General features: G+C 71.2%; 28 protein-coding genes and 1 pseudogene. 19 read left to right on the plus strand and 10 right to left on the minus strand.

Features of this window, described 5'->3' with window-relative positions; translation table 11 throughout:
- Positions 1–4: 4 nt before the first annotated feature.
- On the plus strand, positions 5–565 hold the full coding sequence (locus QFZ75_RS30510) for an HD domain-containing protein (RefSeq protein ID WP_307542021.1): 561 nt from the start codon (positions 5–7) through the stop codon (positions 563–565).
- Here QFZ75_RS30510 and QFZ75_RS30515 read toward each other — a convergent pair.
- Positions 562–1,035 (minus strand): NUDIX hydrolase, encoded by a 474-nt coding sequence (locus tag QFZ75_RS30515; RefSeq protein ID WP_307542023.1) that lies wholly within the window; start codon positions 1,033–1,035, stop codon positions 562–564. The genes QFZ75_RS30510 and QFZ75_RS30515 overlap by 4 nt on opposite strands.
- Positions 1,032–1,802 (minus strand): helix-turn-helix domain-containing protein, encoded by a 771-nt coding sequence (locus QFZ75_RS30520; RefSeq protein ID WP_307542025.1) that lies wholly within the window; start codon positions 1,800–1,802, stop codon positions 1,032–1,034. The genes QFZ75_RS30515 and QFZ75_RS30520 overlap by 4 nt, the downstream gene beginning before the upstream one ends.
- Before the next feature lie 636 nt (positions 1,803–2,438).
- On the opposite strand from QFZ75_RS30520, the gene QFZ75_RS30525 reads away from it, so the two are divergent.
- From QFZ75_RS30525 to xerC, 15 genes and pseudogenes are all read left to right on the plus strand, one after another.
- Positions 2,439–2,741: a hypothetical protein gene (locus tag QFZ75_RS30525; protein WP_307542027.1), complete on the plus strand. Its 303-nt coding sequence runs from the start codon at positions 2,439–2,441 to the stop codon at positions 2,739–2,741.
- Positions 2,738–2,908 (plus strand): hypothetical protein, encoded by a 171-nt coding sequence (locus QFZ75_RS30530; RefSeq protein ID WP_307542029.1) that lies wholly within the window; start codon positions 2,738–2,740, stop codon positions 2,906–2,908. Before QFZ75_RS30525 ends, QFZ75_RS30530 begins: the two co-directional genes overlap by 4 nt.
- Positions 2,905–3,231 (plus strand): hypothetical protein, encoded by a 327-nt coding sequence (locus QFZ75_RS30535; protein WP_307542031.1) that lies wholly within the window; start codon positions 2,905–2,907, stop codon positions 3,229–3,231. Before QFZ75_RS30530 ends, QFZ75_RS30535 begins: the two co-directional genes overlap by 4 nt.
- Positions 3,228–4,448 carry a hypothetical protein gene (locus QFZ75_RS30540; RefSeq protein ID WP_307542032.1) on the plus strand — a complete coding sequence of 407 codons (1,221 nt, stop codon included), beginning with the start codon at positions 3,228–3,230 and terminating at the stop codon, positions 4,446–4,448. The genes QFZ75_RS30535 and QFZ75_RS30540 overlap by 4 nt, the downstream gene beginning before the upstream one ends.
- Positions 4,445–4,774 (plus strand): hypothetical protein, encoded by a 330-nt coding sequence (locus QFZ75_RS30545; RefSeq protein ID WP_307542034.1) that lies wholly within the window; start codon positions 4,445–4,447, stop codon positions 4,772–4,774. The genes QFZ75_RS30540 and QFZ75_RS30545 overlap by 4 nt, the downstream gene beginning before the upstream one ends.
- Positions 4,775–4,876: 102 nt before the next feature.
- Positions 4,877–5,341: a hypothetical protein gene (locus QFZ75_RS30550; RefSeq protein ID WP_307542035.1), complete on the plus strand. Its 465-nt coding sequence runs from the start codon at positions 4,877–4,879 to the stop codon at positions 5,339–5,341.
- An 18-nt stretch (positions 5,342–5,359) separates the two neighbouring features.
- Positions 5,360–5,971: a plasmid transfer protein TraA gene (gene traA, locus QFZ75_RS30555; protein ID WP_307542037.1), complete on the plus strand. Its 612-nt coding sequence runs from the start codon at positions 5,360–5,362 to the stop codon at positions 5,969–5,971.
- Positions 5,972–5,983: 12 nt separating this feature from the next.
- Positions 5,984–8,068 carry a plasmid transfer protein TraB gene (traB, locus tag QFZ75_RS30560; protein ID WP_307542039.1) on the plus strand — a complete coding sequence of 695 codons (2,085 nt, stop codon included), beginning with the start codon at positions 5,984–5,986 and terminating at the stop codon, positions 8,066–8,068.
- 157 nt (positions 8,069–8,225) lie between these two features.
- Complete coding sequence (locus QFZ75_RS30565) at positions 8,226–8,669, plus strand: hypothetical protein (protein WP_307542040.1); 444 nt, start codon at positions 8,226–8,228, stop codon at positions 8,667–8,669.
- An 89-nt stretch (positions 8,670–8,758) separates the two neighbouring features.
- A pseudogene (locus tag QFZ75_RS30570) lies at positions 8,759–9,235 on the plus strand (DNA cytosine methyltransferase); the annotation flags it as partial.
- A 178-nt stretch (positions 9,236–9,413) separates the two neighbouring features.
- Complete coding sequence (locus QFZ75_RS30575) at positions 9,414–10,040, plus strand: hypothetical protein (protein ID WP_307545112.1); 627 nt, start codon at positions 9,414–9,416, stop codon at positions 10,038–10,040.
- A gap of 89 nt (positions 10,041–10,129) precedes the next feature.
- Positions 10,130–11,050, plus strand: coding sequence for a bifunctional DNA primase/polymerase (locus QFZ75_RS30580; RefSeq protein ID WP_307542042.1), 921 nt, complete (start codon positions 10,130–10,132; stop codon positions 11,048–11,050).
- On the plus strand, positions 11,047–12,669 hold the full coding sequence (locus QFZ75_RS30585; RefSeq protein ID WP_307542044.1) for a phage/plasmid primase, P4 family: 1,623 nt from the start codon (positions 11,047–11,049) through the stop codon (positions 12,667–12,669). Before QFZ75_RS30580 ends, QFZ75_RS30585 begins: the two co-directional genes overlap by 4 nt.
- Positions 12,670–12,712: 43 nt before the next feature.
- A complete protein-coding gene (locus QFZ75_RS30590) occupies positions 12,713–12,934 on the plus strand; it encodes a helix-turn-helix domain-containing protein (protein WP_265650227.1) in 222 nt (73 codons plus the stop codon).
- A gap of 67 nt (positions 12,935–13,001) precedes the next feature.
- Positions 13,002–14,195, plus strand: a complete 1,194-nt coding sequence (xerC, locus tag QFZ75_RS30595) for a tyrosine recombinase XerC (protein ID WP_307542047.1) — start codon at positions 13,002–13,004, stop codon at positions 14,193–14,195.
- Positions 14,196–14,381: 186 nt separating this feature from the next.
- Here the strand turns inward: xerC and QFZ75_RS30600 are convergent, their stop codons facing one another.
- The gene (locus QFZ75_RS30600) at positions 14,382–14,516 is read right to left on the minus strand and encodes a hypothetical protein (RefSeq protein ID WP_307542049.1); all 135 of its coding nucleotides are present in this window, start codon (positions 14,514–14,516) and stop codon (positions 14,382–14,384) included.
- Positions 14,517–14,724: 208 nt separating this feature from the next.
- On the opposite strand from QFZ75_RS30600, the gene QFZ75_RS30605 reads away from it, so the two are divergent.
- A complete protein-coding gene (locus tag QFZ75_RS30605) occupies positions 14,725–15,351 on the plus strand; it encodes a bifunctional 2-polyprenyl-6-hydroxyphenol methylase/3-demethylubiquinol 3-O-methyltransferase UbiG (RefSeq protein WP_307542050.1) in 627 nt (208 codons plus the stop codon).
- On the opposite strand, the gene QFZ75_RS30610 is transcribed toward QFZ75_RS30605, so the two are convergent.
- Positions 15,327–15,884 (minus strand): DUF402 domain-containing protein, encoded by a 558-nt coding sequence (locus QFZ75_RS30610; protein WP_307542052.1) that lies wholly within the window; start codon positions 15,882–15,884, stop codon positions 15,327–15,329. The two genes, QFZ75_RS30605 and QFZ75_RS30610, sit on opposite strands and share 25 nt — an antisense overlap.
- The gene (locus QFZ75_RS30615; RefSeq protein WP_307542054.1) at positions 15,865–16,785 is read right to left on the minus strand and encodes a GNAT family N-acetyltransferase; all 921 of its coding nucleotides are present in this window, start codon (positions 16,783–16,785) and stop codon (positions 15,865–15,867) included. The genes QFZ75_RS30610 and QFZ75_RS30615 overlap by 20 nt, the downstream gene beginning before the upstream one ends.
- A 71-nt stretch (positions 16,786–16,856) precedes the next feature.
- Between QFZ75_RS30615 and QFZ75_RS30620 the strand changes: the two genes are divergently transcribed.
- Positions 16,857–17,237 carry a GntR family transcriptional regulator gene (locus tag QFZ75_RS30620; protein ID WP_307542056.1) on the plus strand — a complete coding sequence of 127 codons (381 nt, stop codon included), beginning with the start codon at positions 16,857–16,859 and terminating at the stop codon, positions 17,235–17,237.
- A gap of 331 nt (positions 17,238–17,568) precedes the next feature.
- Here QFZ75_RS30620 and QFZ75_RS30625 read toward each other — a convergent pair whose 3' ends face one another.
- Positions 17,569–18,663, minus strand: a complete 1,095-nt coding sequence (locus QFZ75_RS30625; protein ID WP_307542057.1) for a DUF5925 domain-containing protein — start codon at positions 18,661–18,663, stop codon at positions 17,569–17,571.
- Between the two features lie 187 nt (positions 18,664–18,850).
- Positions 18,851–20,059: a S8 family peptidase gene (locus QFZ75_RS30630; RefSeq protein ID WP_307542059.1), complete on the minus strand. Its 1,209-nt coding sequence runs from the start codon at positions 20,057–20,059 to the stop codon at positions 18,851–18,853.
- A 316-nt stretch (positions 20,060–20,375) separates the two neighbouring features.
- Here QFZ75_RS30630 and QFZ75_RS30635 point away from each other — a divergent pair, with 316 nt between their 5' ends.
- The gene (locus tag QFZ75_RS30635) at positions 20,376–21,185 is read left to right on the plus strand and encodes an SGNH/GDSL hydrolase family protein (RefSeq protein WP_307542061.1); all 810 of its coding nucleotides are present in this window, start codon (positions 20,376–20,378) and stop codon (positions 21,183–21,185) included.
- 45 nt (positions 21,186–21,230) lie between these two features.
- Here QFZ75_RS30635 and QFZ75_RS30640 read toward each other — a convergent pair whose 3' ends face one another.
- From QFZ75_RS30640 to QFZ75_RS30650, 3 genes are read right to left on the minus strand one after another with little or no spacing between them, the layout of a single operon-like run.
- Positions 21,231–22,919 (minus strand): serine/threonine-protein kinase, encoded by a 1,689-nt coding sequence (locus QFZ75_RS30640; RefSeq protein ID WP_307542062.1) that lies wholly within the window; start codon positions 22,917–22,919, stop codon positions 21,231–21,233.
- Positions 22,920–22,962: 43 nt separating this feature from the next.
- On the minus strand, positions 22,963–24,513 hold the full coding sequence (locus QFZ75_RS30645) for a sulfite exporter TauE/SafE family protein (protein ID WP_307542064.1): 1,551 nt from the start codon (positions 24,511–24,513) through the stop codon (positions 22,963–22,965).
- Positions 24,510–26,063 (minus strand): hypothetical protein, encoded by a 1,554-nt coding sequence (locus tag QFZ75_RS30650; RefSeq protein WP_307542065.1) that lies wholly within the window; start codon positions 26,061–26,063, stop codon positions 24,510–24,512. The genes QFZ75_RS30645 and QFZ75_RS30650 overlap by 4 nt, the downstream gene beginning before the upstream one ends.
- Between the last annotated feature and the right edge of the window lie 92 nt (positions 26,064–26,155).

Raw genomic sequence — 26,155 nt, forward strand, 5'->3', positions numbered from 1 at the left:
AGTCATGGGACTGACTGAGTGGGCTTACTCGCTCTCCGAAGCGATGCTGTCCGAACCGTTGCCGCGCCGGTGGGCGCACTCTCTCGGGGTCGCCAAGCGTGCTCGTTCGTTGAGCCCGATCCTGGGTGATGATGCGGAGCTGCTGGAAGCCGCGGCCGTGCTGCATGACGTCGGGTACTCGCCGGCCATCGCCGCCACGGGGTTTCACCCACTGGATGGCGCGCGATTCCTCCGGGATCAGGAGGGAGTGGACGAGCGTGTCGTTCGTCTCGTGGCTCACCACTCTTGCGCGCTGCTGGAAGCCGAGGAACGCGGACTGAGGCGTGACCTAGAGGGGGAGTTCGAGCTAGAGCGGCCGGACCTGGTTGACGCCCTGGTGTACTGCGACATGACGACAACCCCCGACGGGACACCGACCACGCCGGCCGCGCGGCTGGACGAGATCGTGAAGCGGTACGGTCCCGACACGATCGTCGGGCGGTTCATTCAGCGCGCGTCTCCCGAGATCTACGCAGCGTCGGAGCGTGTTCAGAGTCGGTTGGTGCTGGTCTCTGCCGACGGTTAGCCGATGTAAGGTTCCCGCCGTGATGCATCCAAGCCGTGCCGAATGCGCAGCATCATCGACGGGTGGATATCGAGTCCGTCTAGGTCCGCTGGGTTTACCCAGCGGACCTCTTTTGATTCACTGCTTGTGCGCAGAGAACCGCCCGTGGGGTGGGCCCGGAAGCAGATGGAGAACTGTTGCCGGACTTCCCCGTCGTCGTACGCCAATACGTGAGCAGGGTCAGTGTAAAGCCCGACGATGTTGTCGACCGCAACCTGAATTCCTGTCTCTTCCGAGACTTCCCGGACGACTGTTTCACCGATGCTTTCACCAATGTCGTGACCGCCGCCAGGAAGGGCCCATAGGTCGTTGTCGGTCTTATGGATGAGAAGAAGCTGCCCTGAGTCGTCCTGGACAACTGCGGTGACTGAGGGCACCACTGAGTTGGCTTGCGGAGCGTTCGGGTCGCGGAAGTAGTCGATGCGGCTCATGAGTGCGTGCCTTCCCAATCGGCCGGCGTGGAGATAGGTCGGGCGGACTCCCAGACCCTCTCAACACTCTCAGCGTAGGAGTCGAAGAGTTCTCCGCCGGGGACGCGTCGCAGGTGCAGTACAGGGGCCATGTAGGCGCCGACGCCGTAGAGGTGGCCATTCGCCAGCATCTCGTCATCGGCTCGATAGATCGAGTTGTAGAGGGTAGTGCCATGTAGGCGAAATTCCACCCCCGGGAGACGGAAGAGCGGACCGTAGTTGATTAGGGCGTTCCGGATCTTCCCTCCCATCGTTGCGCCGATTCCCTCGTCTTCTCCGCGCACTGCTACAGCGGACGACGTCGGCTCTCCCAGCATGAAACGAATCGGGACTCCGTCGGCGGACTTTTCTTTCACGATGCGATGGAACGTCGCGTCTTCTGTGAGCCAGAAGCCGGAGTACACCAGCACATCGAATTGCCGCGTTGATTTGGAGTAGAGGTTCGTCCACAGCGTTTGCATCACGACGGACCGGTGTGGATAGAGCCTGACTAATTCCGCATTACCAGAAGCCGTGACCTCGGCTGAAGTGCGCTCGTCGGGCCATAGGTACGACACCTCGCACTTCAGTAGTGAGGCGGTGGCGTACTGGAAGCGACGGTACGGCTTGCGCTCGGGGTCGTTGATCCATCGCTCAACCGTCTTGGGCGCGACCCCGAGCCGCTCGGCAACCTCATCAAGGGTCAGACCCAAGTCCACTATGGCGCCGCGTAGTCGCTCGTTCGCCATGCCAACCTCCGCCTAGTCGGGACGACTTGGTACGACTTCACGCTATCCAAGAACGACTCAGGTCGTACAGGGGCGAAGTCGAGCGTCGGCGATACCGGCGTCAGGCTGTAGGTGCATCGCAGCGAGGGGCTCGCCGAACTTCAAAAGCCGAAGGGCTTGACCCGGCGAACCTCTCTCTGCATGATGAGGAACACGTACTACATGTACCTCTAAGGGCGGGGACGCTGCAATCCCGCTAAAGGCCAGGTGGAACAGGGTTTCGGCCCGTACTGGCGAGGTGGCCCGGCGACCGCGAGCAACGGCCGGAGTGTGGGGACTGGGTCCCCCTTGCAGTGCTGGTTCTTGTTCCTTCGATCTTCGGGAGTGCTGTGCGCCAACGAATGCTTTGGGTGTCGCCGTGACGGACCGACCGGCGGCGCCTGCAGAGCAACTCTCCGGTCCGTCTTCTGGTTTCGCGGCGCCTTGAGCCGCGGCCGGCTGCCTCTCTCGCCCGTCCGTCCCGCGCACTGCGTGAGGACGTACGGACGGGAGTGCGGGGAGCCGGAATTCCCTGGTTCCACAACGGCGCGCGGCCCCGGTGCTCGAACACCGGGGCCGCTTTTTCGGGCCGTTCCGTCTGCTGAGGAGAGACGACCCATGAAGTGCATCGTTGCTGGTCATGAAGCCGTTACCGCGACGGAGTTCGCGGAGCTGGCGTTCGGTATCGACCCGGAGCTGTTCACCGACCCGGCCATGGAGTCCGAGAGTGATCGGGTGGTGCGCCTGGACGTGGCGCGCGAGGTACTCGCGGAGCTGCGGGAGTCGGACCCGCCGGCTGCGGCGTACGCGGAGACGCTGCTGCGTACGAGCCCGCTGAGGGACGCGCGGGCCGTGGCCCGTCGGCCGCGGACGTGCCGGACGGCGCGCGGCTCCGTGGTGCGTACGGCGGTGGCGGCATGAATGAGCGCGAGATCCTCGACAGCTTCCCCGCCGGTCACCCGCGCGGCAGTTGGCTGGCGGAGGAGCGGGCCGCGGCACTGCGGGAGCAGGGCGAGAGCGCCACGGTCGTCATGGACCTGGACACGGACCGCTTCCTGATCGTTACGCCTGAGGGCGGTGCGCGGTGACTGGCCTGCCCGAGCCCGTACGTGACCTGCTCGCTGTGGTCCTGGAGGCCCTTGACCTCCCGCACCCGGCCACGATCGGCGGCTGTGAGGCGCACGACAGTCTGCTGAACAGCCGCGCCGTGCACGCCCGGATCGCCCTGTGCGCGGTCCTGGACGAGGACGGACCCAACATGGGCCCGTCCTGGAACGCCCGGTACCTGCGCGAGCGTCTGGCGGAGCACCCGGTAGCCGGATACGTCACCGTCGACCAGGCCCAAGCCGCGCTCGACGCGGGCAAGACCTGGTCCGATGCGGTCACCCTCCCCACGGAGGCCGGCCGATGACTGCCCTGATCGCGTGGGTGCAGACCCACCCGCTTGCGGCTGCTGCGGCCGGAGGCGTTCTGCTGGCCGTGCTTGCTGTCGTGCTGCGGTCGCTGCGCCGTACTCCGGCGGCCGTGACGGTCGCCGCGCTGGCCGCGCTTGCCTGCACCGGGTACAGCGCGGATACCTCGTGGCGGTTCGCTGAACACCAGCTCGGCATGACGTCGGGCGGGGAGCGCGCGGCGATGTTCGCCGCGGCGGAGCTGGGACTGTTCGCGTGCGCGCTGATGGCCCGGCAGAACCTGCGGGGCCCGTCGGGTGCTCCGGGTACGCCGGGCGTACTCGTGTGGCTGATCACCGGGGTACAGGTGATCCCGGCGTACTCCGAGTCGGGGTTCGTCGGCGGCACCGTGCGCGCCGTGGTCGGCCCCGTCCTGGCCGCGATGTTGTGGCACCTGGCCATGGGCATCGAGCTTCGGCACAGCCGGCCGGACGCCGAGTCCGGGTCGCTGTCGGCCGTACTCGCCCGTGAGGTACGCGAGCGGCTGCTGTCCCGGCTCGGTCTGGCGGTGCGCGACCGCTCTGCGGAGCAGATCTCTCGCGACCGCGCCACGGTCAAGGCGGTCGCCCTGGCCGCGAAGTTGTCCCAGATGAAACCGGGTGCCCGGGGCCGTGCCCGGGTGGCCCTGCGCCTGTCGGTGGCCGTGGGCAAGGCACAAGCGGGCGCCTCGCAGGACCAGCGGACGAAGCTGCTTGACCTGCTGGCGGCCCGCCGACACGCCGCATCCCTGGCAACCATCGACCTTCCCTCGCCCTGGCAGCCCGTCCCCGAGCCTGCCGCCGTACTTCCCGCACCTGAGACACACCCGGCGATCGAGTCGGCCGTACCTGCCATACCTGAGGCCGTACCTGCGGGCGCTCGGCTGCTTCCGGTGTTCGACTGCCCCGGGGAGCTGGACCGGGCACGGCAACGCCGGATGCCCGCAGCCGTACTTGCCGCGGAAGAACCCCACACCCGGTCCCAGGTGCATGCCGAGTACGAGCCCGAGTCCGAGCCGGAGGGCATCGACGCGGCGGCCCTGCGGTTCAAAGACGATCTGCTCGCCGGGAAGATCCCGTCCATTCACCGGATCAAGTCGGAGTGCCGGGTCGGCCAGAACCGGGCCAAGCAGATCCAGGAAGCGCTCCGCCGGTCGCAGGACACCGGGCAGTCCGCTGGGACGGGGGCCGAGCGGTGAGCCGCCGGCCGCCGCTCGGAGCGCCTGCCGTCTGGCAGGTCGTCATGGAGGCCGCGGGATACCGCTGCCACTGCACCGGAGGCATGTGCGGCTCACGGCATGCCAGGAGTGAGCTGCGCTGCCACCGGACCGCAGACAGCCACCGTCTCATCGCGGCCCCCGCCGCTCTGCTCCTCACCGCGTCGGAGGCAGCGGCCCTGCCCGCCGGGGAGCTGCTCGCGTGGTGTCCGCAGTGCCACACGGGTGCGCTCGCACGGCAGCGGGCCGCGGCCCGCGATCTCGCCCGGAGCCAAGCGTCGGAACCCGCTGGCCTGTTCGACCTCTGATCAGCGCGACAGCCCCGGCAGTCAGCCGTGAGGGCGCGGGATCGACTCCCGCCCGGGGCGCGTACCACCACCCCAACACCCAAGCCCGGAAGGGGCCCGTTCATGGCCAGCCCGAAAACCGTCCGTATCCCGCGCCAGCGTGGCCGCGGACGGCAGCCGTACATCGTCGTCGTGCCGGAACACCGGCACTCCCTGACCGGTCGCGCGGCCTCTGCGCTCGCGCTGCTCGTGTGGGACCACCGCCGTGCGCTCGCCCCCACCGGGCTGGCGTTACTGGCGTTCGGGCTCACCACCGTGCTGCACACGCTTGCGTGGTGGGCGGCTCTCGTGCTCGCCCCGGCTGCGCTCGCGCCCCTCGTCTGGTTCGCCATCGTCCAGCGCCGCCACCCCGCCGACGCATCCGCGCTCGCGTGGCGGATCACGCTCGCGGCCGTCTCCGCTCTCGCCGGGGGATGGGTGGCGCTCGCGGTCGCGGCCGGTCCGCTTGCCGGTCCGCTGGAGGTCTGGTGGTTGCTGCTCCTGCTCGGCACACAGACCGCGTGGTTCATCGTCCGCCGCACCCACTGACCTGACCAGGAGGAACCTGTGGCTTCAAACAACGCAGGCCAGCGCAACGGCGGCCCGAGCGCTTCCGCGCAGGCCCGCAACTTCGCCCGGCATCAGGCGCAGCAGCCGTTCCAGCGGCCCACCAACAGCAACAATCACGGCAAGGGCAACAAGTTCACCAACGCGGGGGCTGCGGTCGGAGGGTTCGTCGGTGCGGTGGGCGGCTCGTTCGTCCCGCCCGTCAACATCACGGTGAACAACAACCGGGGCCGCCACTCCGGCGGCCGGCGCGGGCACGAGACCCTGCTCCCCGCCCCGGACTTCAGCTCGCCCGCGCTGGTCCGCAACTACTGCAACACCCTGCGCGCGGCTGCCGTAACGCTGTCCATCGAGGTGGCCATGGGTGCGGAGATTTTGAACGGGGTGCTCGCGGCGGTGCCGGACCCGGAGGGACGCGCGTTCGGCTCCCGCCTGCGTGCGGCCAAGGTGTCGCGCAAGATGCGCCGCGCTTCCGACGACCTGCGCCACGCGGCCAAGAGTGCGGCTGCGGCCTACGCGACGTTCCAGCAGGAGTACGAGGAAGAGATCAACCGCGTGCGCCACCGGGCCCGCAAACCGCAGGCGCCCGTCATCGACTGGTCACAGCAGTAAGGAGGGTTGACCATGGCAAGGAACAGCAGCGGTGGCCGCGCGCGGCACACCGACTACCTCGGTGACGGGATCGTCGCCGAGTACCGGGGTGATGGTCTGCTCCCCGGGCAGGGCTCCGGCTCCGGCGGTGGGATCGGCGCGTACCTCCTCAACCGGGCCAAGCCGCATCTTCCGCCGTGGCTGGGAGTCGGCGCGGCCGGAGTCGCGGGCGCGCTGGGGAACTGGCGGTGGGGGGAGAGCGCTCCGGCCGGAGTGGGTCTCACCCTCGCCTCCGTCGCCCTCACGGGTGTCACCTGGTGGGTCGGCCGCAACACCTCCGCTCAGCGCCGGCTGCACTCCGCGATCACTGTTGCCGCGGGCTCCGCGTGGGTGACCGGGGCGTGCCTCGCTGGCCCGCTCGCCGGACCTTTGGACGACCTGTACCTGATGGGCGGGCCGGTCGTGGCCCTGTCGTGGAACGTGCGCCTGATCCTGCGCACCCCGGATGGGGAGGCGAGTGGGCAGGGCGGTGACAAGGGCCTGTTGGAGAAGATCGGGCTGGCCCGTGCGCAGATCGGTGCGGCGAAGGTGGAGCCGAACCGGGTCACGGCGCCGATCGCGCTCGCTGCGGGGGAGCAGACCAACGACGACGTGACGAAGGCTCTCGGGCTGCTCGCGTCCGCGCTGGACCTGCCCGTCTCCGCGGTGCGCTACCAGCCCGACCCGGACTCCAACCGCCGCGGGGACCTGGTCATCGTCCCCGAGGACATGCTTGCCGAGGTCGTCGAATGGGACGGACCCTCGAACCTCGGTGGCTCGATCGCGGAGCCGCTCGTGATCGGCCGCTACGACGACGGCGCTCCGATGCATCTGTGGCTGCCCGGTGACCCGCAGGCGGGCCGCAACGGCACCCACGTGCTCATCGCGGGCGGCTCCGGCTCCGGCAAGGGCGACACCGCCCTGAATCTCCAGACGGAGATCCTTTCCCGTTCGGACGTGCTGCTGTGGCTGTCCGACCCGAAGATGTTCCAGGACTTCCGCCCCCTGCTCCCCGGCATCGACTGGGCGGCCGAGGGCGGCACCCCCACCGAGGTCATGGTGGAAGCCTTGCAGGAGGTCATCCCTGCCCGGACCCGGTGGCTTGGGCAGCACTCCTACCGGCAGTGGCTCCCGCAGGCAGCGCAGCAGCAGAGCGACCCCCAGCACTCCTGCCGGCCGGACGGCACCGCGTGCGGCTGCGCGGGGATGCCGTTCCTCGTGGCCTGGATGGAAGAGGCCGCGAGCACCCTGCGGGCGCTGGGGGACGACGCGTTCACCGGGATCTCGCAAGAGGCCCGCTCCGCGGGTGTCTCCCTGATCGTCTCGTTGCAGCGCCCCTCCTACGACCAGGTGAGCACGAGCACCCGCGCGGCGCTGCCGTCCGTGATCGCGCTCGGCTGCGACCCGCGCGACGAGGGTTTCTCCCTGCCGGACCGGGTCTTGGACGCGGGCGCGCACCCGGGGGCGTGGGGCAACCGCAAGCCCGGTTACTGCTACCTCGTGAGCACGGGCGTGCCCGAGGACCGCTACGCCTCGCCGGGGCGCACCCGTGCCTTCACCCACCGGTCGGTGTCCCTCATGGAAGTCGTCGCCGCATGGGCACAGCGCAACGGCGCCACCGCCGACCCGATCACCGCCGGGGCCGCCGCATCCATCGCGGGCAACGCCTACAGCGGCCGGCCGGTCCCCGGGGACGGGCACGACGCACCGCACGTCGATCCGGAGGACGACGACATGGACGACGCCCCGCGGCACGACCCCGAGGACGAGCAGATCGACCCGGAGGAGGAACTCCCCGCGGCGCAGGACGGAGACGATGCCCCGATCTTCGGCGAGGGCACCGGCCGCAAGCCGAAGGGGGAAGAGGCCCGCCGGCTGCTCGCGGAGGCACTCGCGGAGTTCGAACGCGACGGACAGATGATCATCGGTCCCAAGGATCTGTCCGACTGGTGCGACCGCCACAACCTCTCCCGCCCGTGGGTGTCCAAGAAGCTCGCGGAGGCAGCCGCGGAGGGTCGACTCGCGCCGACGAACACCACCGGCCGGTGGCGCATCGTGCCGTCCCTGACGCCCGCGTGACACCTGACACCGTCACGGCCCCGTGACACCCAAACCCCTAGGCAGGCGCAGGTGTCACGCGCCCTGACACCCGTCCCTGACACCCGCCTGACGCCTCACCCGCACGCGCCCCGCAGCCCCTGCGGACACGAGCGCGCGCCTCACCCGAGGGAGCCCGATGAGCACCCCGCAGCGACCTACGGTCGTGGAAGTCCACCACCCCACCCCGCTGACCCCCACCCACCCGATGCCGCTCGTGCCCGCGCAGCCGGCCCCCGTTTCGTCGGTGACGTCCGTGGTGCTGCCCGACGGGCGAGTCGTCACCGGCTACGCCATCGAGCCGGCCAAGCTCGAACCCCCTGCCGTCAAGCCGGCGGTCTCGCGCACGGCGGTGAACATCGCGCTCGGAGGGATCGGGTTCGGTGCCGTGTGCGGCGGACTCGTGCTCCTGACGACGTTCATCGCCGCACTCACCGCGCTCATCACCCAACTGATCACCCTCGCGGCAGTCATCTTCGGCGGATGGATCGCAGTCCAGATCCTCGGCACGGACAGCCACCGCGGCGGGACCACGGTCAACATCCGCAAGGCCGTGATCAAGCGGAACAAGTTCTACAGCTAGCTATGCCCGGGGCGACCGCCCCTCTCGCCAAAGATTCGCGGTCGCCCCGGCCCAACCAGCCCACAACAGACCTGTTGGAGGTCTCCAGCATGACCCATGACCCCCTCGTGCCGCCGGAGGGTGGCAACGTCAGTTTCTGCACCGGCTCCGCCGCGCTGGACCAGGCCGTGGAAGCCGTCACCGGCCTGCCCACCGTCCTGGTCGGCGAGAAGGACCCCGCCGCCTCCCGGCTGCTCGCCCAGCGACTGCCCCACGCCCCCAACCTCGGGGACATCACCGCCGTCGACTTCGAGGCGCTGGCCACCACCATGCCCCGCCCGGCGGCACTGACCGCCGGTTTCCCCTGCCAGGACATCAGCAACGCCGGACCTCGGGGAGGGATCGCCGGTGACCGCTCCGGACTCTGGAAAACCATCGCCCACGCCATTCGCCATCTTCGACCCCGACTCGTCTTCCTGGAGAACGTCGCAGCCCTGCGCAGCCGGGGACTCGATGTCGTCGCCGCCGACCTGGCCGCGATCGGGTACGACGCGCGATGGATGTGCCTACGCGCTGGAGATCCCGAAGTCGGAGCCTGCCACCGCCGGGACCGCTGGTTCGCCGTCGCGTATCCCGCTGCTGAAGACCCCCACCTCACAGCTCGGCAGGAACCGGGGGACCGCAGCACCCGGACAAGCGCAAAGCGGGCGGGCACGGGCCCACGCTGGAGGACGAAGTGGTGTTCTTGCTGCCCCCGACCGGGGCTTGAGGCTGCTGCCCACCCCGGCCGCCGCCGACGGCACCGGCGGCCCCGGCACCTCCCCCAAACGGCGGGGCGGGATGAACCTGCGCACCGCCGTCACCCTGCTGCCCACCCCGGCGGCACGGGACTGGAAGTCCGGCGCCTCCAACCTGCTCGGCACCAACTCCCGCCCCCTGAACGAGGTGGTCGTGAACCTGCTGCCCACGCCGAAGGCGTCGGACGGGCCGCACGGCGGGCCCAACCAGCGCGACACGGCCGGCAACTACTACCTCCCCGGCCAGGCCGTCCGCCTGGACGGGCAGTGGGTGGCCACCAACGGCACTGACTACGGACCCGCGATCCACCGGTGGGAGCAGGTGCTGGGACGCTCCGCACCGGAACCGACCGAGCCGGGCGCGAAGGGAAACCGTCGGCTGTCCCCGGCATTCGTGGAATGGATGATGGGCGCCGATCCCGGCTGGGTCACGGATACGGACCTGGGACTCTCCCGCTCCGACCAGCTCAAGATCCTCGGCAACGGAGTCGTCATCCACCAAGCCGCCCTCGCCTACAGCACCCTGCTCGCCGTCGGCTCCGCACCCGAAACCGCAGCCCCGGCCCCGGCCCAACTCACCCTGGACATCGCCTAACGACGCCCGGGGCGACCGCCCCTCTCGCCAAAGATTCGCGGTCGCCCCGGCTCAACCAGCCCATAACAGACCTGTTGGAGGTCTCCAGCATGACCCATGACCCCCATACCGTGCTGCTGTCCGCAGCACTCCGCGCCGCCGAACGCGGCTGGGCTGTCTTCCCCCTGCACCCCGGCACGAAGCGGCCCGCACTGCACAGCGAGCAGGCATGCACCCACACCGGCCCCTGTGCGAGCGGCCACGCCAAGTGGGAGCAGCGCGCCACCACCGACCCGGACCGCATCCGCGCGGCCTGGTCCCGGGCCCCGTTCAACGTCGGTATCGCCACCGGCCCCTCCGGCCTGGTCGTCATCGACCTGGACAAACCCAAGAACCAGAACAACGGCAACGGCAGTGCGGACGCGCCTGACGGCGCGGCGACCTTTGAGGCGCTCTGCGAGCGCACCGGGCAGCCCGTACCCCGCACCCGCACGATCCGGACCGCGAGCGGCGGACAACACCTGTACTTCACCGCCCCCGCCGCGGTACGCCTCCACAACACCGCCGGGACCCTCGCCCCACTGGTCGACACCCGAGCATGGGGCGGCTACGTCGTCGCAGCCGGCAGCACCATCGACAGCCGGACGTACGAGATCGAGGGCCCCGCCCTCATCAATCCTCTCCCCCCGGGACTGCTCGCCCTGCTCATCCCAGCGCACCCGTCCACCGCACCCCGGCCCGCACCCACACCCGCACTGGCGCGCACAGGACGGGCCGCCGAAGCGGCCCTCACCTGGGGGCGCAGGAACGTGCGGCAAGCACCTGAGGGCACCCGCAATGTCCGGCTTCTGGAGAGCGCACGCGCCATGGGCCGCTTTGTCGCATGGGGCGACATCCCCCGCCACGTGGTCGAAGACGCATTTCAAGGGGAGGGCGAGGCTGCCGGACTCACCGCAGCCGAGTGCCGGACCACCATCCGCAGCGCACTGGACTGGTCGATTCGCACCTGCCGCCCGAGGACAGCCGCATGAGCGACCACCCTGCCTCCCTCTTGAAAAGCATCCCCACCCCCACCGGGTCCGGCCCCGCCGAACCAACCGACCCCGTGTCCGGCCGTAGCGCGCCGAAGGTCGTCGCCGAAGGCGTCCGCACTGCTCTTCGCCCTGACCCGAACGCGGCCACGGGCAGCACGACGGGCCCTCACGCGTTCGAGGATGAGGAACTGCCCGCGCCATCGAATCCGCTCGCAGTCGCACGTCGTCTGCTGCCTGACTGGCAGACCGAGGACGGGCAACTTGTCTGCCGGCGCTGGCGTGCCTCCTGGATGCGTTGGACCGGCGCGAGTTGGCGGGAGCTGGACGAGGCGCAGCTACGCGCTTCGATGTACCGGCGCCTGGAACACGCAGTCTTCTACGTGCCCGGCAAGGACGAACAGCCGGAGCCGCGGGAGTGGGCACCGACCAAACAGAAGATCAGCAACCTTCTCGACGCGATGGGAGCCATCACCCTGCTGCCCACCGGCACCGACGCTCCGGTCTGGCTCGACACCAATGGCGACCCGAGCGAGCAGGACTGTGGCCCCATCGTGGCATGCGCGAACGGCCTGCTCAGGATCAGGGACCGTGTTCTACTCCCGCACGGTCCGCACTTCTTCAACCTCGTCTCCGTCCCCTTCGCCTACGACCCGACTGCGACCGCGCCCACGTGGGAGAGGTTTCTAGGGCAGATCTGGCCTGATGACCTGGACGCGATCAATGCCCTACAGGAGTGGTTCGGCTACGTGTTGTCCGGCCGCACTGACCAGCAGAAAGTCATGCTGATCGTCGGCCCGTCCCGCTCCGGCAAAGGCACCATCGCGCGCGTGCTGAAAGAGCTGGTCGGCAAGGAGAACCTCGCCGGGCCCACGCTCGCCGGACTCGGCACGAACTTCGGACTGTCCACCCTGATCGGCAAGCCGCTCGCGGTCATCTCCGATGCCAGGCTGTCCGGCAGCGACAACAGCCAGGTCGTGGAGCGGTTGCTGACGATCTCTGGCGAGGACACCATCGACGTGGACCGCAAGTACCGCGAGCAGTGGACGGGCAAGCTCCCCACCCGGCTGATGCTGCTGTCCAACGAGCTGCCGCACTTCGGCGACTCCTCCGGCGTCATCGCCAAACGGTTCATCCTGCTCAACATGCGCGTCTCATGGCTGGGCAAGGAAGACACCACCCTCACCGACCGGCTCGCAACGGAGATGCCCGGCATCCTGAACTGGGCTCTCGACGGCATCGCCCGACTCCAGCAGACCGGACGGATCACAGAACCGCAGTCCAGCCGCGAAGCAGTCACCACCATGCAGGACACCGCCTCACCAACGAGCGCGTTCGTCCGCGAGCGCTGCGCCACCGGTCCCACGTGCAGCGTCCCGGTGGACGCTCTGTGGAACGTGTGGCGGGAGTGGTCCGAGGACAACGGCGTGCGACCCGGCACGAAGCAGATGTTCGGCCGCAATCTGCTGTCCGTCGTTCCCCAACTCAACCGAACTCGCCCCCGCGACGCGTACGGCCGACAGGTGATCACCTACAACGGGATCACGCTCGCCCTGCGCGAACCACATTTGCCAGAGTCGCGACTCAGCGACGCTCAAGACCCCTCTGAGTGCCGATGAGTCGCGACTCAGAGGAATGTATCCCCAACTCGTGGAGGTCTCCGTGAGCGCATCTGTGACGGAGGCCGCCGTTCCGGCACTGCCCCGTCTGTGCAGCGTGGAAGTCGCAGCAGAGCTCCTTGGCATCGGGCGCACCGCGACGTACGACGAGATACGCCTTGGGCGGCTCCGTACCGTCCGCCGTGGTCGCCGGCGTCTCGTGCCCGTGGAGTGGATCGATGAGTACGTCGAACTTCTGAAACACGAAGCTGACACAGCCGCCTGACGTCACCACCGAGCAGGGCCGCATCCACGGATGCGGCCCTGCTCTTCTGTTTGGAAGGTAACGACGCATGACCGAGACCCCCGATCGGCGTCCCAGAGCAGGACACGGCGACGACTCGATTTACTGGGACAAGTCCAAGAACCGGTACATCGGCGCGGTGTCTCTCGGCTACACCCCGGCCGGCAAGCGCAACCGCTCGAAGGTGTCAGGCAGGACAAAGGCCGAGGTTCGCCAGAAACTCCGTGAGTTGCGGAAGGAGTTGGAGAAGGGAGCCAAGGCGCCCGCCAACTACAGCGTCGCCCAAGCCGTGACCGACTGGCTGTCCCAGGGGCTCAGGGGCAGGGAGGCGACGAGTGTCGATACATACAAGAGCCTCGCGGATCACCACATCATCCCGCATCTCGGCAAGGCCAAGATGCGGGATCTTGAGGCCGATGATCTTGACGAGTGGTTGGAGGCAGAGGCCGAGGTTCTCGCGACTCAGTCTCTGAAGATGGTTCATTCGATCCTGCGGCGGTCAATCAGTCACGCTCAGAGGAGAGGCAGGGCTATCCGTAACGTGGCTGACCTGGTCGAGGTACCGGACGGGCAAGCTGGCCGGCCGAGCAAGTCGCTTTCGCTGAAACAGGGGGAGGCGGTTCTTCGTGCGCGGGAGGGCAGTTGGATCCACGCCTACGTGGTCTTGTCGCTTCTCGTGGGCGTCCGCCCGGAGGAGGCGCGCCCCCTCACGTGGGCCCACATTCACCTGTCAGACTCCGGCAAGGACAAGCCTCACGTCGATGTGTGGCGTTCAGTGCGTCGACACGGCGACACGAAGACCCGTAAGAGCCGCCGATCACTGGCTATGCCGCGGCAAGCCGCTCTCGTCATGAAGGCGCACAAGCGCCAAGAGCAGGCCAGACGCCTGGCAGGCGGGAAAGCGTGGAGCGATGAAGCTCTCGTCTTCCCGACTGAGAGCGGCGAAGTACGCAGCGCCCTGAACGTCCGCCGGAACTTCCGGGTGCTGCTCAAAGAGGCGGGTTTTCAGAATCCGCAGGAGTGGACTCCGCGGGAGCTGCGGACAAGCTTCGTGTCCCTACTGTCGGACCACGGAATCCCGATCGAGGTCATCGCGCGTCTTGTCGGGCACAGGGGCAGCGGAACGACCGAGCGGGTCTACCGCAAGCAACTGCGCCCTGTCATCTCCGAGGGCGCGGAAGCGATGGACGACATCTTCGGTGAAGACGACGCGAAGGATGGAGGTACCCCCGGAGCAGGCTGACTCGTGCGCGGTGGCTCCCTGTTTGGCTCCCCGCGCCTAGATGAGGCCCTCGGGTCCCGCCTCTGACCTGCGAGTGCGGCTCTTGCGGCAGGTCAGAGGCCTTTACGGTGCCGTTAAGGGAGTGCTGAGCCTGCGCTCAGACAGGCGCGGTCCCGGCGGGGCCGGACGGTGCCCGTACCCCGGCGCTCATTCGTCCGGCCACCAGGTGCGGCGGATGTCCTTGCGGACCTCCGGGCGCTCGGCGGGACGCCGGTCGGTCTCCTCCCGCACTCGACGGGAGTCGGACTTCCTGAGCGGCTTCTGCACGGTTGTACGGCGCATGGGGGCCTCCCTTGCGACCACCGGGTACCGCGTTCTCGCGGAGGTGGACCGTTCCCGGGAGGGTGGCTCATCGGTGGCCGCTTGTCAGTGGCGACTGTCACGTTTCGCCTGGGAGTCCACATGCCGGACATCTCGTGATCCTCCGGTGGGCGACCGGCCCCGGGGCGGGCGCCGGCCCGTTGTCGGTGGCGGGTGCCACCCTGGGTGCATGACGAGTGACGGCGCCGGTGAAGAGCGCTCCCGGATCGACTGGGACGCGGAGTCCGCCACGTTCGACGACGAGCCGGACCACGGACTGCGGGATCCCGCCGTGCGCGGCGCGTGGGCGGACAGGCTGCGCGGCTGGCTGCCCCGCGGCCCGGCCGACGTGCTCGATCTGGGCTGCGGCACCGGCAGCCTGTCGCTCCTCGCGTCCGAAGCGCGGCACCGGGTCACCGGGGTGGACCTCTCGCCGCGCATGGTCGCGCTGGCCCGCGCCAAGCTTGCCGGACGGGACGCCGCGTTCCTGGTCGGGGACGCGGCCGCCCCGCCCGTCGGGGAGCAGCGCTTCGACGTCGTCCTCGTACGCCATGTGCTGTGGACGCTGCCCGATCCCGGCCGTGTCCTGCGGCACTGGCGCGGGCTGCTGCGTCCGGGCGGGCGGCTCGTCCTCATAGAGGGGGTCTGGGGGACGCCGGCCCCGGACGGCACACCGGTCGGCGTGTCCGCCGAGCGGCTGACCGGACTGCTCGCGCCCCTGGCGGCGGACGTGCGCGTGGACCCCCTGTCGGACGACTGCGCGCTGTGGGGCCGGAAGGTGACGGACGAGCGCTACGCGGTGGTCGCCGTGCCGTGAGGGGCGGGGTGCCGGGCCAGCAGTGCCTCGAAGCCTCCCGTACGGGCGAGGCGTTCGAGCTCGTCCAGGGCGGCCCGGGCGGCGGCCGCGGCCCGCGGGTCCGTGGTCTCCAGGCCGCTCGCCGCGAACTCGTCCTCGTCCAGGCGCAGTACGGTCCTGCCGTCGGCCGAGCGCCACAGGTCCAGGTCGAGGTCCTCGCAGACCACCTCGTCCGCGGTGACGGTGGCCGGGCGGGCGATGTCGCAGTACCAGCCCTTCGGCGTGCCCGCGCCGTCCCTGACCTCCTTCACCGAGTACCAGCGGTCGCGCCAGTAGTGCTCGGTGAAGACGTCGCCCGGCTCGAAGCGGACGAAGCCGAAGTCGCGGGCGCCGGCGCCGGCCCAGGCCGCGCGGACGGTGACGTGCGTCCCGTCGTCGTGGAGCAGGTCCGCCGGATAGCGGATCTTCGTGCGGCCCGCCTTGAGCAGGACGACGTCCAGGACCTTCCGGGCGCCGTCGGACCGGCCCGGGGCGTCAGCCGATTTCGCGGACATGTTGCACCTCCGTGGCGCAGATCTCGTAACCGAACCACTTGTTGATCGCCAGCATCGGCCCGTTGCCGGCGTCGTTGCCCGTGAACGCCTCCGTGAAGCCGGCGGCGCGGGCGCGGTGCAGGGAGTCGCTCTTCGCCAGCTTGGCGAGGCCCCGGCCGCGGTGGGCGCGGGCGGTGCCGGTCATCACCGTGCCGTAGCAGGTGCCGCCGTCGGTGCGGGCGGCGCTGAACGCGGCGGGCCGGCCGTCGACGACCACGACGGAGGTCAGCTCGTGGCTGAGGAGCGGGTGGTGCCAGGTCTCCTTCAGCCACGCCTCGTAGTCGGTGAACTCGTGGGCGATGTCGCCCGGTTCGTCCAGCATGGTCTGCGCGTCCAGCTCGAAGAGGGCGCGCGGGTCGTCGGCGAAGTCCGCCGCCGTCCGCAGTGCGACGTCCGCGGGCGGTTCCGGGCGCGGGGGCAGCGGGCCGTTCGCCAGATCGAGGCGCAGGAAGTGCGCGGAGCGGCTCGCGCGGTAGCCGCGCCGCTCGGCGAACGCGCGGTGCGCGGGCTCGTCGAGGACCCAGGCGAAGAGCTTCGTCGCGGACACGTCGGCGAGGCGCTCCTCGGCGGTCCGTACGAGCAGGGCGCCGGCGCCGCGGCCCCGGCGCCCGGGGTGCACGTACACGTTCAGGTAGCCCTGGCCGGGCTGCGGGCTGTCGTACACGAGGCCGGTCTGGGCCGTGCCGATCAGCTCGCCGTCCTCCTCGGCGACCAGCGGCCGGTAGTACGCGTCGGGGTGCGCGTGCGCGACGTCGTGGAGGACGGACCGCGGCGTGGAGAGCATGAAGGGGAGCGCCAGTTGCCGGACCCGGGCGAAGTCCCCGGCGTCCTCGGCGCGGAAGTCGCGGACGATCACGGTCATGGGACCGCACGCTACGCGCGGGGCGGGGCGGGACGCCCCTCATTTTCCGCCGGGTGCGGGACAATCACCGGGTGACGTTGAAGATCGACATCGATGACGGGACCGGGGTCGCGCCCTACGAGCAGGTGCGTGCCCAGATTTCCGAGCAGGCCAGGGCCGGGGCGCTGCCGGTGGGGTACCGGCTGCCGACCGTACGGGGGCTGGCCGGGGAGCTCGGCCTCGCCGCCAACACGGTCGCCAAGGCGTACCGGGCGCTCGAGGCGGACGGGGTCATCGAGACGCGGGGGCGCAACGGAACGGTTGTCGCCGCCGCGGGCTCGGCGGCCGATCGTGCGGCCGCGTCGGAGGCGCAGGCCTATGCCGAGCGGGTGCGGCGGCTCGGGCTGACGCAGGGGGCCGCGCTCGACGCGGTACGGGACGCGCTGCGCGCGGCTTACGGGGGGTCCGGCTGAGGTCGTCGGGGCCGGCCCCGACGACCTCAGCCGGACGGCGCGGACAGGGGGAGGGGGCGGGGTTCGGTACCGCCGGGCCGCACCGCGGTGGTGCCCACCGCGGCGACGGAGAACAGGCTCGTCACCTCGGCTGTTCGTCGCCGGGGTGGACAACGGGGTGGGCCGCTCCGACTGTTCGCTGTCGTGAGGGACAACAGGGGCGACGGCCTCGGCTGTTCGCCGTCGTGGCGGACAGCAGGGGCGGTCGCCCCGGCTGCCGGCTGTCGCGGCGGACAACCGATGCCGCTGTCTTGGCTGTTGGCCGTCGTTGCGGTGGCGGGTGAGCCGGGTCCTACAGGTACAGGCCCGCGTCCGCTCCCTCTCTCTGGCCCGGGACCGATGTCGGGGTGGTGCCCCGGCGCAGGGCGTACAGCTCGGCCAGGGTGGCGCCCTCGCGGCCCAGACCCTCGTCCGTGCCGAGCCAGGCCACGGACTCGTGGCGGGTGAGGGGGCCGACCTCGATACGGGCGAGGCAGCGGCCGGGGCGGACCACCGCGGGGTGCAGGCGCTCCAGGTCCTCGTTGGTCGTGACGCCCACCAGGACGTTGCGGCCCTGGCCCAGCAGTCCGTCCGTGAGGTTGAGCAGCCGCGACAGCGCCTGCCCCGCCGTGTGCTTGGCCTCGCCGCGGATCAGCTCGTCGCAGTCCTCGAGCAGGAGCAGCCGCCAGCGGCCCTTCCCCGTGCCGTCCTCCTCGCCGATGGCGATGTCCATCAGATAGCCGACGTCGGAGAACAGGCGCTCCGGGTCCAGGACGCAGTCCACCTGGCACCAGTCCCGCCACGAGCGCGCCAGCGTGCGCAGCGCCGACGTCTTGCCCGTGCCCGGCGGTCCGTGCAGGAGCAGCAGCCGGCCCGCGATGTCCTCCGGGGTCGTCTTCATCAGGCCGTCCATCGCGTCCGCCACCGGCGCCGTGTAGTTGGCCCGCACCTCCTCCCACGTACCCGCCGAGATCTGCCGGGTCGTGCGGTGCGGACCGCGCCGCGGTGACACGTACCAGAACCCCATGGTCACGTTCTCCGGCTGCGGTTCGGGCTCGTCGGCCGCGCCGTCCGTCGCCTGGCCGAGGACCTTCTCGGCGAGCTCCGCGGTGGTCGCGGTGACCGTCACGTCGGCGCCGCGGTTCCAGCGGGACACGAGCAGCGTGTAACCGTCGCCCTCCGCGAGCGTCGCGCTGCGGTCGTCGTCCCGGGCGGACCGCAGCACGTGGGCGCCGGGCGGCAGGAGGGAGGCCCCCGACCGCACCCGGTCGATGTTCGCCGCGTGCGAGTGCGGCTGCTCGCCCGTCGCGAAGCGGCCGAGGAACAGCGCGTCGACGACGTCCGACGGCGAGTCGCTGTCGTCGACGTTGAGCCGGATCGGCAGAGCGTCGTGCGGGTTGGCAGACATGCCGCCATGATCCGTCACGGGGACGCCCCGTGCACCCGGTTTCCGTGGTGCGTCCTTCGGACGGGCCCCGCGGCCGGCGGGGTGTCGGCGATTTCCTGGCGGGCGCCGCGGAGCCGCGGGTCCGCGGCGCCCAACCGGCGGCTGCCCGCACCCCTGGTGGGATGCGGGCAGCCGCCGGGGCCGGTGGTTACGGGACTATCTTCAGGAGGCGGTTGGGGGAGCCGGTGCCGGGCGAGGTGACCTTGCCCGTGGTGGCGCCGTTCGTCAGGGCCGTGGCGACCTGGGCCGGGGTGGCCGAGGTGTGGCCGGCCAGGTAGACCGCGGCCGCTCCCGCGACGTGCGGTGTGGCCATCGACGTACCGGAGATCGTGTTCGTCGCGGTGTCGCTGGTGTACCAGCCCGCCGTGATCGACGAGCCGGGCGCGAAGATGTCCAGGACCGAGCCGTAGTTCGAGTAACTGGCCCTGGCGTCCGTGCTGGTGGTCGCGCCGACGGTGATCGCCGCCGCGACGCGGGCCGGCGAGTACGAGGAGGCGTTGGCGCTGCTGTTGCCCGCCGCGACCGCATAGGTCACGCCGCTGGCTATGGAGTTGGCCACCGCGTTGTCCAGCGTGGTGGACGCGCCGCCGCCGAGCGAGAGATTGGCGACCGAGGGGCCGCTGTGGTTCGCGGTCACCCAGTTGATGCCGGCGATGACGCCCGCGGTGGTGCCGGAACCGGCGTTGTCGAGCACGCGGACCGCCACGATCTTCGCCTTCTTGGCGATGCCGTAGGTCGAGCCCGCGATGGTCGTGGCGACGTGCGTGCCGTGACCGTTGCCGTCCGAGGCGACGGTGTCGCCGTCCACGGCGTCGTACCCGTAGGCGGCCCGCCCGCTGATCTGGGAGTGCGTGATGCGCACGCCGGTGTCGATGACGTACGCCGTCACGCCGCTGCCCGCCGAGTCCGGGTAGGTGTACGTGCCGGAGAGCGGCAGGGAGGTCTGGTCGGAGCGGTCCAGGCCCCAGGGGGCGCTGGACTGGGTGGTGTCGGTCGCCCGCACCGTCTGGTTCTGCTCGACCGTGGCCACCGAGGGGTCGGCGGCGAGTCTGCGGGCCTCCGCGGCCGACAGGTTCGCCGACCAGCCGTTCAGCGCGGCGCCGAACGTCTTCTCGACGGTGCCTCCGTACCCCTTGATCAGACTCTTGCCCTTGGCGGACGAGGCCTTGAAGCCCGCGCCCTTCTCGAGCGTGACGATGTAGCTGTCCTTGACGGCGGTGGGGGAGCCCGCCGCCAGGACCCGGCCCTCGGCCGGTGCGGCCTGGGCGGGGAGCGCGGTGACGGCGCCGAGCAGGGCGGCGGCGACCACGGAGGTGGTCGCGGCGATCCGGATCCTCTTGCTACGCAGCTGTGCCATTACGAGGGAGTCCTCCTCATGGGCGGCGCGCGCCCCGGGTCGGGCGCACGTCCGTGGGGGGTGCGCACATGTCGTACGCACGACCGGGAGCGTCGCGTTCCGCTACCGGACGAGACATCAGCGTGATCGGTCTACGGGCGTAGCTCAAGAGATTTGAGGGTATGTCACATGTCTGTCATGAGCACGCAATCGAACGTGCGGTGAACCTCCGGGGGACATCCCGCTCGGTGCGGAAAAGTCTTGGCATGCGCACTACCAGGCAACACGCGTAGCTGGTACCAAAGTCACGGCAGAGATCCTGCTATAGGGAGGTTCCATGAGACGTTCCCGACTTACGGCATACGTGACCTCGCTCGTCGTCGCCACCGCCCTCGCCCTCACCGGGGCGGCGGCGGCCCAGGCGTCCGGGCAGGCCGCCGCCACGGGCTATGTGGCCCTCGGCGACTCCTACTCCTCCGGTGTCGGCGCCGGCAGCTACATCAGCTCCAGCGGCGACTGCAAGCGCAGCACGAAGGCCTACCCCTCCCTCTGGGCGGCCGCGAACTCACCCTCGTCGTTCAGTTTCACGGCGTGCTCGGGTGCTCGTACGAGTGATGTCCTGGCCAATCAGCTGAGCCCGCTGGGCTCCGGCACCGGCCTCGTCTCGATCTCCGTCGGCGGCAACGACGCCGGCTTCTCCGACGTCATGACGACCTGCGTCCTGCAGTCCGACAGCGCCTGCGTGGCCCGCGTCAACACCGCGAAGGCGTACGTCGACTCGACACTGCCGGCCCGGCTCGACTCGGTCTACTCGGCGATCAGCGACAGGGCTCCGTCGGCCCAGGTGGTCGTCCTCGGCTATCCCCGGTTCTACCAGCTCAGCGGCAGTTGCCTGGCCGGTCTCTCGGAGACGGAACGCGCCGCCATCAACGGCGCCGCCGACCACCTGAACAGCGCCATCGCCAAGCGGGCCGCCGACCACGGCTTCACGTTCGGCGACGTACGCCCCACCTTCACGGGCCACGAGATCTGTTCCGGCAGCGCCTGGCTGCACAGTGTCAACTGGCTGAACATCGGCGAGTCCTACCACCCGACCGCGGCCGGCCAGTCGGGCGGCTACCTCCCCGTCCTCGACTCGGTGGCCTGACCGGCGCCCCCGCCCCGTGACCGTCACCCGACCGCCGCCGCCTGATCAACGCCGCGGCCCGACCGCTCCGTTCGGGGCCAGTGCCTGAGGAGAGCCGGAGCCGGAGGTCCCGCCCGTCGGGGCCTCCGTCTCGCAGGTGACCGAGAAGGGCACCGAGTTCGACCGGGTCTCCTTCGGAGCGCGCACCTCCACACCGATCCTGTTCTCGTACGTCCCCGACGCTTCGTACGTCGTCACGACGACCGTGTTCCGGCCGGTCCTCCCGCCGCCCGCGGGGAACGAGAGCGTCTTCCAGCCCGGGTCGGACACCTCACCCGTCTCCGTCACCCAGCGGTACTCCACGTCCGCCGGCACGACACCCACGGTGAAGGTCGCCGTGAAGGCGGGAGCCTTCGCGCCGGGTGGCGGGCAGGCCCCCGTGTAGTCGGTGTGCGAGCCCGTCACCGTCACCTTCACCGACTGGGTGGGCGCGGGCGTCGTCCCCCCGCCGCCGGTCGTCGAACCGCCGCCGTCCGTGCCGCTGTTCCCGTTCGTGCCGTTCGTGCCGTTCGTGCCGTTCGTGCCGGAGTCCTCCGTCGTCGCGCCGCCGTCGGTGCCGCCCGTGTCGCCGCCTCCGTCACCGGTGTCACCGCCGCTCGTCGAGCCGCCGGTCGTCCCGCCGCCGGAGCCGCCGGCCCCGTCGTCGCGGTCGACCAGCGCGTACGTCAGGCCCGCGATCGCGAGGGCCAGGGCGGCGAGCCCCGCGATCATCACGATCACGGCGCGCCGCGGACGGTCGGGCCCCGGGGCCGTCGTGGTGGCGTCGGAGGGCGGGTACCCGGATGCCGGTGCCTGCCGGGTGGCGTCCGGCCCGGGGAGCTGCCCCGCGACCGTCGGCGTGTAGGGCGCGGTGCCCGTACGGGGAGTGCCCCCGGTGGCGACCAGCCGGAGGTCGTGTTCGGCCTCCTCGGCCGGCATCCGCTCCGCCGGGTCCTTGCGCAGCAGGCCCTCGATGACCGGCGCGAGCGGGCCCGCCCGCAGCGGAGCGGGCAACTCCTCGTCGACGACCGCGCGCAGGGTGCTGAGCGGGGTGTTCTGCCGGAACGGCGAGTTGCCCTCGACGGCCGCGTAGAGGAGCACGCCCAGCGACCACAGGTCGGACTCGGGCCCCGGCGTACGGCCGAGCGCCCGTTCCGGGGCGAGGAACTCCGGCGAGCCGATCACCTCACCGGTCATCGTGAGCGCCGAACTGCCTTCCACCGTCGCGATGCCGAAGTCGGTGAGCACCACGCGGCCGTCGTTCGACAGCAGGACGTTGCCGGGCTTCACGTCCCGGTGCAGGACGCCCGCCTCGTGCGCGGCCCGCAGCGCGGCGAGCACCTCCGCGCCGATGTGGGCGGCGCGCTGCGGGGGCAACGGGCCCTCGGTGTCCAGCAGATCGGACAGCGCGATCCCGCGGACCAGCTCCATCACGATCCACGGACGGCCCTCCTCCGTCGCCACGTCGTAGACCGTCACCACGTTGCGGTTCGAGATCCGGGCGGCCGCCCACGCCTCCCGCTCCAGGCGGGCGTACATCCGCTCGGCGTCCGGACCCGGCAGTCCCCCCGGGGCCCGCACCTCCTTGACGGCGACCTCGCGGTGCAGCACCTCGTCGCGGGCCCGCCACACGGTCCCCATCCCGCCCTCGCCGAGCGGGGAGAGCAGCCGGTAGCGGCCCGCGACCACACGTTCACTACCCGGTTCTTCGGACACGGGCGTCCCCCATTCGCATCCGCACGATCCTGAACAAAGTAGCTCAACCCAGTGCGGTTGCAGCCCCCTTGAACACCAGTCCCGCCCCGAGGGCCACCACGACGAACGCCGATCCGAGTGGCGTGGAGCGGCGTACCAGCGCCGCGGTCCTGCCCCCCGACCAGCGGGCGCCGTTCTCGATCGCCTTCGCGACCCTGCTGCCGACCTTGACCACGGCGAACCCGGCCGCCGTGAGGGTGAGGGCGAGCCCGGCCCCGTACGCCAGGACGAGCAGCAGCCCGAACCAGGCCTTGCCGAGCGCCGCCGCGCCGACGAGCACGACGACGGCCGAGGGACTCGGCACGAGCCCTCCGGCGAAACCGAGCAGGAGGGTGTCCTTGAGCCGGAAGGCCGGAGCGTGAGGGCGGGGATGAGGGTGCGCGTGGGAATGCCCGTGATCACCGTCGTGCTCGTGTTGGTGTTCGTGTTCGTGCTTGTGTCCGTGCCCATGTGCATGCCCGTGATCGTGGTCGTGCCCATGACTGTGCCCATGGCCATGCCCATGCCCGTGTCCGTGGTCGCGCTGTCGCCATGCCCGTCGTACGAGGGTCGCGCCGGCCACCGTGACGATGACACCGCTCGTCACGCCCAGCCAGGCGATCACCGAGGGCGCGGCGGCCGAACCGGCGGTGACGAGGACGCCGAGGGCGACCACACCGAGCGTGTGCGTGACGGTCACGGAGCCGGCCAGCGGCAGCACGTCGCGCATCGTGGCGTTGCCCCGCGCGGCGGCCGTGGCGGCCATGATCGTCTTGCCGTGTCCGGGAGCGAGGGCGTGCAGCGCGCCGAGCAGCACCGCGATGCCCAGGGCGAGCGCGGCGAAGCCGGCGGTCAGGTCGTGGCGGGACACCAGGTCGTCCAGCGCCCGGGTGAAACGGTCGGCGCCGCGCGGCAGCACGGACGAGGCGGGCGCGTCGGAGCCCTCCTCGACGAGTGCGGGGCCACCCGGACGGACGCGCAGCGAGGCGCTCGCGGTGTCCGCCGGTGACGACAGCAACTGCGCCGGATACTCGGTCAGTTCGTCCGAGACGGACGTGCCGGGCACGTCCGAGTCGGTGAGCGTCGTCCGGTCGCCGCGGGCCGTGACCTCGCGCCAGCCCGGCCCGTCGTCCACGGAGGCCCGAAAGCGCAGCGACAGGTTCCCGTCCGGCAGCGGAGCCGTCCAACGGCACTCCACCCGCAGGGCCTTGAGACCGGCCTGGCCGGGCCGTACCCGGGCCCGGCTCCCGCCGGCGGTCGGCGCGACGGTCTTCCCGCCCACGGTCACCCGGCTCCTCCCGGCCGCCGCCTCGCACCGCTCCCGGGCCCAACTCCCCAGGCCCACCCGGTCGATGTCGGGCCGGGCCTGGGTCGCCGGGATCTCCGCCAGGTCCTCCACGTGGCGGATCCGCAGTTCTCCGGGAGCCACCACGAGTCCGTCGTACCGGTTGACGGTGAAGTTGCCGAGCGGATGCGCCGAGGCCGTCCCCGAGGGGACCAGCACGAGCGCGCAGGCGGCCAGCAGCACGGCCACGCAGGACCCGAAGGCGCGCCGGCGCACGGAAGGGAGGCTCACCGGGCACCGCCCAGCGGCTTCCGGGCCGCCACCGGCTTCGGGGCCTTCAGCGACCTGAGGGTCTTCCGGGCCAGTTCCGCGCCCACCGGCGAGAAGCCCGGGTTGAGTTCCAGCGCCGACGACAGGCTTTCGCGGGCCTCCTTCCGGTGGCCCGTGGCCTGTTCGATCATGCCGCGGTGGTAGAGGAACGTGGCGTCCCGGTAGCCGGTGGCCGTGGCGCGCCGGGCGTGGCGCAGCGCCTCGTCGTCGCGCCCGTTGACGTGCAGGGCCCAGGCCAGCGCGTCCGCGGTGTGCACGGTCCGGCGGCGCTCGTACTCGGCCCGCGCGGCGCGCAGCGCGGCCCCGCGGTCGCCGTGGTCGGCCGCGGCGAGCGCGGTGTCCAGGTCGGCGTTGACACCGTTCGCGCGGGCCAGCGCCGTCCAGGCGTCGACCAGCGCGTACTGGGCGCGGGCCTTCGCCGGGTCCGCCTCGCCGCCGCGCGCCTCGTACAGCTCGCCCAGCACGACCAGCGGCCCGGGCAGCGGGAAGCGGGCCACCACCTCCTCCATCCCGAGGATCGCGGCCGACCGGTCGCCGCCGGCCGCCTGCGCCCTGGCCCGGCCCTCCAGCGCCGGCAGGTAGGTGCCGTCGGCCCGCAGCGCCCGCTCGTAGTACGTGAGCGCCTTCCCGTACTCGCCCTCGCGCCAGGAGAGCTGGCCCAGCGACGACGCCACGTAGGCGACGTCCCCGGGTGCGGTGGCACCGGCCAGCGCCTGCTCCAGTACGCGGCGGGCCGTCCGGACGTCGCCGCGCAGCTCGTGCACGTAGGCGTACCGGGTGAAGACCGGGACGCCCGGGCGGCGGGAGTCGGCCTCGTCGGCGGCCTTCGACGCCTCCTTGTAGCGGCCGAGTTCGACCAGGGCGTCGACGCGGACCGACAGGGCGCGCTCGTTGAACGTGTTCTCCTCCAGTGCCCTGCGCGCGTACTCCAGCGCCTCGGGGAACCGGTGGCGGGCCGCGGCCAGCGCCGCCCGGCCGGCCAGCGCCGGATCGTTGCCGGGACTCAGCTCCAGCGAACGCTCCAGCGCGCGCTGTGCCTGCGGGTAGCGGGACGGGTCGCCGTCGGTGCGCGCCTGCTCGACGTAGGCGATGCCCAGCGTCGCCCAGCCGCCGGAGTCCTTGGGCTGCGCCTTCAGATGGGACTGCAGCGCGGAGATGCCCGCGGCCAGGCTGCCGCCCGCCAGCAGTTCGGGAGCGAGTCCCGGCGCGGACGCCACCGTGGACGTACCGCCGTCGTCCCTGCTGCCCAGCACCACGGCCCCCGCGGTCATCGCGACGGCGAGGGCGACGGCACAGGCCGCGAGCTGCAGCGCGCGGCGCCGCCCGGCCTCCCGCCGCCCCGCGGGAACGGGTTGCAGGGGCCCGCCGCGTCCGCCGGGCTCCGGCGCCCCGGCCACGTCGGCCGCCGCCGCGGACTCGGTCGCCGTCGCCGGCCCGGCGGTGCCGGCCGGTCCGGCCGTGTCGGGCGCGCCCGGGGTCCGCGGCGCGTCGTCGTTGCTGTGCGCGGGCATTGCGCTCTCCTCGATCGCCATGGTGGGAAAGGTGGTGCACATCGGGGGCGGCGTGGCCCGTGCGCCGTGGGGGACACCCGCACGGACCACGC

Origin of the sequence: Streptomyces sp. V3I8 (assembly GCF_030817535.1) — a bacterium.
Lineage (GTDB): Bacteria > Actinomycetota > Actinomycetes > Streptomycetales > Streptomycetaceae > Streptomyces.